Origin of the sequence: Actinocrinis sp. (assembly GCF_035605935.1) — a bacterium.
Taxonomy (GTDB): Bacteria; Actinomycetota; Actinomycetes; order Streptomycetales; family Catenulisporaceae; genus Actinocrinis.
This window is the reverse complement of sequence record NZ_DATNGK010000057.1, coordinates 22,269-28,395: the sequence shown is the minus strand read 5'-3', so window position 1 is coordinate 28,395 and position 6,127 is coordinate 22,269. Positions and strand designations below refer to the sequence as shown.

The 6,127-nt window shown below is 68.7% G+C and carries 10 protein-coding genes; 1 reads left to right on the top strand and 9 read right to left on the bottom strand.

Annotated features, from left to right (window positions below; genetic code table 11):
- From VN779_RS04840 to rpsJ, 9 genes are all read right to left on the bottom strand, one after another.
- A partial coding sequence (locus VN779_RS04840) for a ribosomal protein L16 (protein ID WP_325720539.1) occupies positions 1–138 on the bottom strand: 138 nt, incomplete at its 3' end.
- 4 nt (positions 139–142) lie between these two features.
- Positions 143–988 (bottom strand): 30S ribosomal protein S3, encoded by an 846-nt coding sequence (gene rpsC, locus VN779_RS04835; protein ID WP_325720535.1) that lies wholly within the window; start codon positions 986–988, stop codon positions 143–145.
- Positions 988–1,389, bottom strand: a complete 402-nt coding sequence (gene rplV / locus VN779_RS04830; RefSeq protein WP_349260643.1) for a 50S ribosomal protein L22 — start codon at positions 1,387–1,389, stop codon at positions 988–990. Before rplV ends, rpsC begins: the two co-directional genes overlap by 1 nt.
- The gene (gene rpsS, locus VN779_RS04825; RefSeq protein ID WP_325720533.1) at positions 1,382–1,663 is read right to left on the bottom strand and encodes a 30S ribosomal protein S19; all 282 of its coding nucleotides are present in this window, start codon (positions 1,661–1,663) and stop codon (positions 1,382–1,384) included. Before rpsS ends, rplV begins: the two co-directional genes overlap by 8 nt.
- Before the next feature lie 12 nt (positions 1,664–1,675).
- Positions 1,676–2,512, bottom strand: a complete 837-nt coding sequence (rplB, locus tag VN779_RS04820; protein ID WP_325720531.1) for a 50S ribosomal protein L2 — start codon at positions 2,510–2,512, stop codon at positions 1,676–1,678.
- A 42-nt stretch (positions 2,513–2,554) separates the two neighbouring features.
- Complete coding sequence (gene rplW / locus VN779_RS04815; protein ID WP_325720529.1) at positions 2,555–2,887, bottom strand: 50S ribosomal protein L23; 333 nt, start codon at positions 2,885–2,887, stop codon at positions 2,555–2,557.
- On the bottom strand, positions 2,887–3,516 hold the full coding sequence (rplD, locus tag VN779_RS04810) for a 50S ribosomal protein L4 (protein WP_325720527.1): 630 nt from the start codon (positions 3,514–3,516) through the stop codon (positions 2,887–2,889). The genes rplW and rplD overlap by 1 nt, the downstream gene beginning before the upstream one ends.
- 5 nt (positions 3,517–3,521) lie before the next feature.
- Positions 3,522–4,163, bottom strand: a complete 642-nt coding sequence (gene rplC / locus VN779_RS04805) for a 50S ribosomal protein L3 (RefSeq protein ID WP_325720525.1) — start codon at positions 4,161–4,163, stop codon at positions 3,522–3,524.
- A gap of 14 nt (positions 4,164–4,177) precedes the next feature.
- The gene (gene rpsJ, locus VN779_RS04800; RefSeq protein ID WP_034266131.1) at positions 4,178–4,486 is read right to left on the bottom strand and encodes a 30S ribosomal protein S10; all 309 of its coding nucleotides are present in this window, start codon (positions 4,484–4,486) and stop codon (positions 4,178–4,180) included.
- 400 nt (positions 4,487–4,886) lie between these two features.
- Here rpsJ and VN779_RS04795 point away from each other — a divergent pair, with 400 nt between their 5' ends.
- Positions 4,887–6,119 (top strand): cellulase family glycosylhydrolase, encoded by a 1,233-nt coding sequence (locus tag VN779_RS04795; protein ID WP_325720523.1) that lies wholly within the window; start codon positions 4,887–4,889, stop codon positions 6,117–6,119.
- Positions 6,120–6,127: the final 8 nt, after the last annotated feature.

Below are 6,127 nucleotides of genomic sequence, written 5' to 3'. Positions count from 1 at the left end.
CTGCCGGTTCGTCACGTACGCGGGCGTGAGCGCCTGGATACCGTACTCGCCGAAGTTCAGCTCGTTGCCGCCCTTCGACGCACCGCCGCGCTCCGGGTGGTGCTGCTTGCGGTGCTTGACACGACGCGGGATCAGCATCGTCTCAGCCCTCCTTCGGAGCTTCGGCCGCCGCGACGGCCTCGGCCGGAGCCTCGGTCGCCGGAGCGGAAGTGTTCTCGGTGCGGCCCTGGCCGCGCCCGCCGCGCTCGCCGCCGCGAGCCGGACGGCCGCCGCGCGGACGGTCGCCGCCGCGCCGCTCGTCGCGGCCGCCGGCCGGACGGCTCTGGCGCTGGGCCGCGGCCTCCGCCTCGCGGGCCGCGCGCAGGTTCGCGACGTCGCCCTTGTAGATCCAGACCTTCACACCGATCCGGCCGAAGGTGGTGCGGGCCTCGTAGAAGCCGTAGTCGATGTTCGTGCGCAGCGTGTGCAGCGGGACCCGGCCCTCGCGGTACTGCTCGGACCGGCTCATCTCCGCGCCGCCGAGACGGCCGGAGACCTGCACCTTGATGCCCTTGGCGCCGGCCTTCATGGTCGACTGGATCGCCTTGCGCATGGCGCGACGGAACGCGACACGGCTGGAGAGCTGCTCGGCGACGCCCTGGGCGACCAGCTGCGCGTCGATCTCGGGGTTCTTGACCTCGAGGATGTTCAGCTGCACCTGCTTGCCGGTCAGCTTCTCCAGCTCGCCGCGGATCCGCTCGGCCTCCGCGCCGCGGCGGCCGATCACGATGCCGGGACGCGCGGTGTGGATGTCGACGCGCACGCGGTCACGGGTGCGCTCGATCTCCACCTTCGAGATGCCGGCGCGCTCCATGCCGGTGGTCATCAGCTTGCGGATCGCGACGTCTTCCTTGACGTACGCCTTGTACAGCTTGTCGGCGTACCAGCGCGACTTGAAGTCGGTGGTGATGCCCAGGCGGAACCCGTGCGGGTTGACTTTCTGGCCCATTACCGGGTCCTGCCCTTCTTGCCGCCGACGTTCGCCGGGACGAACTCCTCCACCACGACCGTGATGTGGCTGCTGCGCTTGCGGATCCGGTAGGCCCGGCCCTGCGCCCGCGGCTGGAACCGCTTGAGCGTGGGGCCTTCGTCCACGTAGGCCGCGGCGATGTACAGGTCGCCGAACAGGTTCTTGTTGTGGCGGGCGTTGGCAGCGGCCGACGCGACGCACTTGAGGACCGGCTCGGCGGCGGCCCACGGCGCGAACTTCAGGTAGTCCAGCGCCTTGTCCACCGGCAGCCCGCGCACCTCGTTGACCACGCGACGGACCTTCATCGGGGTCATCGGGACGTGCCTGGCCTGGGCCAGCGCCTGGTTCTCCGGCAGGTCCTTGGCCTTGTTCTCAGCCACGGCGCGACCTCCGGTCTTCCTTCACGTGACCCTTGAAGGTGCGGGTCGGCGCGAACTCGCCCAGCTTGTGGCCGACCATCGACTCGGTGACGAACACCGGGATGTGCTTGCGGCCGTCGTGCACGGCGATGGTGTGACCCAGCATGTCCGGGACGATCATCGAGCGCCGGGACCACGTCTTGATGACGTTGTGGGTGCCCTTCTCGTTCTGTACGTCGACCTTCTTCTGCAGATGGTCGTCGACGAAGGGACCCTTTTTGAGACTGCGCGGCATCTAGACCTCCTCCTAGCGCTTCTTGTTCGTCTTGCGACGGCGGACGATGAGCTTGTCGCTGGGCTTGCCCGGCTGGCGGGTGCGCCCTTCCTTCTGACCCCAGGGCGAGACCGGGTGGCGACCACCGGAGGTCTTGCCCTCGCCACCGCCGTGCGGGTGGTCGATCGGGTTCATCGCCACACCACGGACGGTCGGGCGCTTGCCCTTCCAGCGCATGCGGCCGGCCTTGCCCCAGTTGATGTTGCTCTGCTCGGCGTTGCCGACCTCGCCGACGGTGGCGCGGCAGCGCGCGTCGAAGTTGCGGATCTCGCCGGACGGCATGCGCAGCTGCGCGTAGGGGCCGTCCTTGGCCACCAGCTGCACGCTGGCTCCGGCCGAGCGGGCGATCTTCGCGCCGCCGCCGGGCCGCAGCTCGATGGCGTGGATGGTCGTACCGGTCGGGATGTTGCGCAGCGGCAGGTTGTTACCCGGCTTGATGTCGGCGTCGGGGCCGGCCTCGACCCGGTCGCCCTGCTTCAGCCGGGACGGCGCAATGATGTAGCGCTTCTCGCCGTCGGCGTAGTGCAGCAGCGCGATGCGCGCGGTGCGGTTCGGGTCGTACTCGATGTGCGCGACCTTCGCCGGCACGCCGTCCTTGTCGTCCCGACGGAAGTCGATGACGCGGTACGCGCGCTTGTGGCCGCCACCCTGGTGACGGACCGTCACGCGCCCCTGCGCGTTACGGCCGCCCTTCGAGTGCAGCGGACGCACCAGGGACTTCTCGGGGAAGTCCCGGGTGATCTCGGCGAAGTCGGCAACGCTGGCGCCGCGGCGACCGGGGGTCGTCGGCTTGTACTTGCGGATGCCCATGGCTTCTCAGATTCCTCTGCGTGTCCTCGGTGTCCGATCCCCTTAGGAGACCGGGCCTCCGAAGATGTCGATCCGGCTCTTCTTGCTCGCGTCCCTCGGGTTCGGATCGACCGAGACGATGGCGCGACGGGTGTCGGGGCGCTTGCCGAAGCCGGCGCGGGTGCGCTTGCGCTTGCCCTTGCGGTTGATCGTGTTGACGCCCGTGACCTCGACGTCGAAGAGCAGCTCGACGGCCTGGCGGATCTCCGTCTTGTTGGCGCCCTTCTGCACGATGAACGTGTACTTGTTCTCGTCGAGCAGCGCGTAGCTCTTCTCCGAGACAACCGGGCGGATCAGCAGGTCGCGCGCGGCGTTGTAACGGTCGTACGCGGGCATCAGGCCTCGTCTCCTTCCGCGGCGTCGGTCTTCTTCGCCGGGCCGGCCAAGAACGCGTCGTAACCGGCCTTGGTGAACACCACGTCGTCGCTGACCAGCACGTCGTACGTGTTGAGCTGGTCGGCGTGCAGCAGGTGCACCTCGGGCAGGTTGCGCAGCGACTTCCAGGCGTTGGTCTCCTCGCGACCGAGCACGACGAGCACGTGCCTGCGGTCGGTCAGCTCCTTGATGGCGCCGAGCGCGGTCTTGCTGTGCGGCTTCTCGGCCACGTCGAACGCGTCGATAACGTGCAGCCGGCCGTTGCGCGCCCGGTCGGAGAGGGCACCGCGCAGGGCGGCGGCCTTCATCTTCTTCGGAGTGCGCTGCGAGTAGTCGCGCGGCACCGGGCCGTGCACGATGCCACCGCCGGCGAACTGCGGCGCGCGGGTCGAGCCCTGGCGGGCGCGGCCGGTGCCCTTCTGGCGGTACGGCTTCCTGCCGCCGCCGGCGACCTCGCCGCGGGTCTTGGTCTTGTGGGTGCCCTGGCGCGCCGCGGCCAGCTGGGCCACCACGACCTGGTGGATCAGCGGCACGTTCGCCGGGACGTCGAAGATCTCCGCGGGGAGATCGACATTCAGAGTAGTCGTCATCTCAATCAGCCCTTAGCAGCCGTCTTCACGAGCACGACGCCGCCGTTGGGGCCCGGGATGGCGCCCTTGATCAGCAGCAGGCCCTTCTCGGCGTCGATGGCGTGCACGGTCAGGTTCTGCACGGTCACCCGCGCGTTGCCCATGCGGCCGGCCATCCGCACGCCCTTGAACACGCGGCCCGGGGTGGCGCAGGCGCCGATCGAACCCGGGGAGCGGTGCTTGCGCTGGGTACCGTGCGAGGAACCCAGGCCACGGAAGTTGTGCCGCTTCATGACACCCGCGGTGCCCTTACCCTTCGAGGTGCCCACGACGTCGATGCGCTGACCGACCTCGAAGACCCCGGTGGTGAGCTCCTGGCCGAGTGTGTAGTCAGCGGCGTCGTCGGTGCGCAGCTCGACCAGGTGGCGGCGCGGGGTGACGCCGGCCTTGTCGAAGTGGCCCTTGCGCGGCTTGTTGACCTTGCGCGGGTCGATCTCGCCGAAGGCGATCTGGACCGCGCTGTAGCCGTCGTTCTCGGTGTTGCGCACCTGGGTCACGACGCAGGGCCCGGCCTTGACCACGGTGACCGGGACGACCCGGTTGTCCGTGTCCCAGACCTGTGTCATGCCGAGCTTCTCGCCCAGGAGGCCCTTGATCTGCTTACTCATGATCGGCAGGTTCCTTAGAGCTTGATCTCGATGTCGACGCCGGCCGGCAGGTCGAGCCGCATGAGCGAGTCGACGGTCTTGGGGGTCGGGTCGAGGATGTCGATTAGCCGCTTGTGGGTGCGCATCTCGAAGTGCTCGCGCGAGTCCTTGTACTTGTGCGGCGAGCGGATAACGCAGTACACATTCTTCTCGGTCGGCAGCGGCACCGGGCCCGCGACCTGCGCACCAGTGCGGCTCACCGTCTCGACGATCTTGCGCGCCGAGGAGTCGATGACCTCGTGGTCGTAGGCCTTGAGCCTGATGCGGATCTTCTGTCCCGCCATGGCTGCTTCGATTTCCTTCTACTCGTAAACTGCGGCGCCCCCGCGGCGCGGGCTTGCCTCTGTTCTGAGCCGTCTGTCCGGTTTCCTCCGACCCACGCGGTCGGGCGTGTCGCGCTGCTGCCGCACACAAGGCACAGCAGCAGGGCACAACCCTGCCGGTCACCATTGCTGATGAGCACGGGCCCTGGAGGTCCACCGCGCAGCTGGCACGCCTTCTGGCGAGACTTCGCGAGTGGCTGGTACTTCACTCCGGGCGCCCGGCGAAAGGGCAACCCTCGCCGAGCAACTGAAACAGTATGCCGGAGTGCCCTGCCCGAGGCCAAATCGACGCTTGGCCACGCGGCTGCCGCGACTCGGCGGCGCACGCGCCCACGTCGGCATCCGCCATAGTATGGCCGCCGTGTCGAAAGTCCTTCTCCAGCGCGGTCGCCAGCACTGGCTCGTCGTCGCGGCGGCGCTGGCGGTCACCCTGGGCGCCGGAGCCGCGAGCGAGCTGGGGCTGACCGCGAACTCCAGCCTCAAGCCGACCACCGCCGCCTCGGCCTCGCCAGGCGCCGCGCACAGCACGGCAGGGTCCGGCAAGGGAAGCGGGACCGTCGCGCTCGCCGACGGGGCCCATCCGATGAAGTTCGGACTCGACTATGGCTCGACACTGATGAGCCAGAGCCCGGCCGGTATCAGGACCAGCCTTCAGGACGCGGTGACGGTCGGCGCGAAGTGGGTCCGTATCGACCTGCCCTGGGAGACGGTCCAGCCGAACAACGCACTGACGTACAAATGGGGCAAGTTCGACGTGGTCGCCGACACGGCCAAGTCGCTCGGGCTCAAGATCGACGCGGTGTTGGACGCGACCGCCTATTGGGACACCACCCAGGCCTGCAAGCGAGGCACCGCCAACACCACGTTCTGCCCGCCGTCCAGCGACGCCGACTTCGCCAAGTTCGCGGCCGCGGCGGCCCGGCGTTACAAGAACCGCGGCGTGGGCGCCTGGGAGGTCTGGAACGAGCCCAATCTGGCAGCGCGCTGGTGGCCGACACCGAACGCGCCGGCCTACGCGCAGATGCTCACTACCGTGTCGAACGCGATCCGCGGCGCCGATCGCGGCGCTCTCGTCCTCATGGCGGGTCTCGCGGCGGTCCCGGACGATGCCAAGCAGGGCTTCGTTTCGCAGAACCGGTTCCTCGCGGATGTGGCGCATGTCGGCGGGAGCTTGGCGAATGTGGACGCGGTCAGCTATCACCCGTTCTCCGCGCCGACTCGGCCGAGCCTGGCCGGCGACTTCGCCGATGTATCCGGCAGCCCGGACAATCTGCTGCGGATCCTGCAGACCAGCGGCAACCCGAAGCTGCAGATCTGGATCACCGAGTCCGGCGACACCGAGTACGACGGCGCACTGCCGCCGTTCGGCACCAAACCCACGGCCACTCAGTTGCAGGGCCAGGCCGCCTATGCCACCGACCTGGTCAGGACGGTCTCGGCCAATCCGAACGTGGCAGCGGACTTCTGGTTCGCCGATCAGGACATCGCCACCGAGCACCTCTACTGGGGACTGCGGGACGAGACCGGCAAGGCGCGACCGGTGTTCAACACGCTGAAGGCGGCCATCGCAGCCTGTGGATGCAGCGTCGGCTGACATTGGCT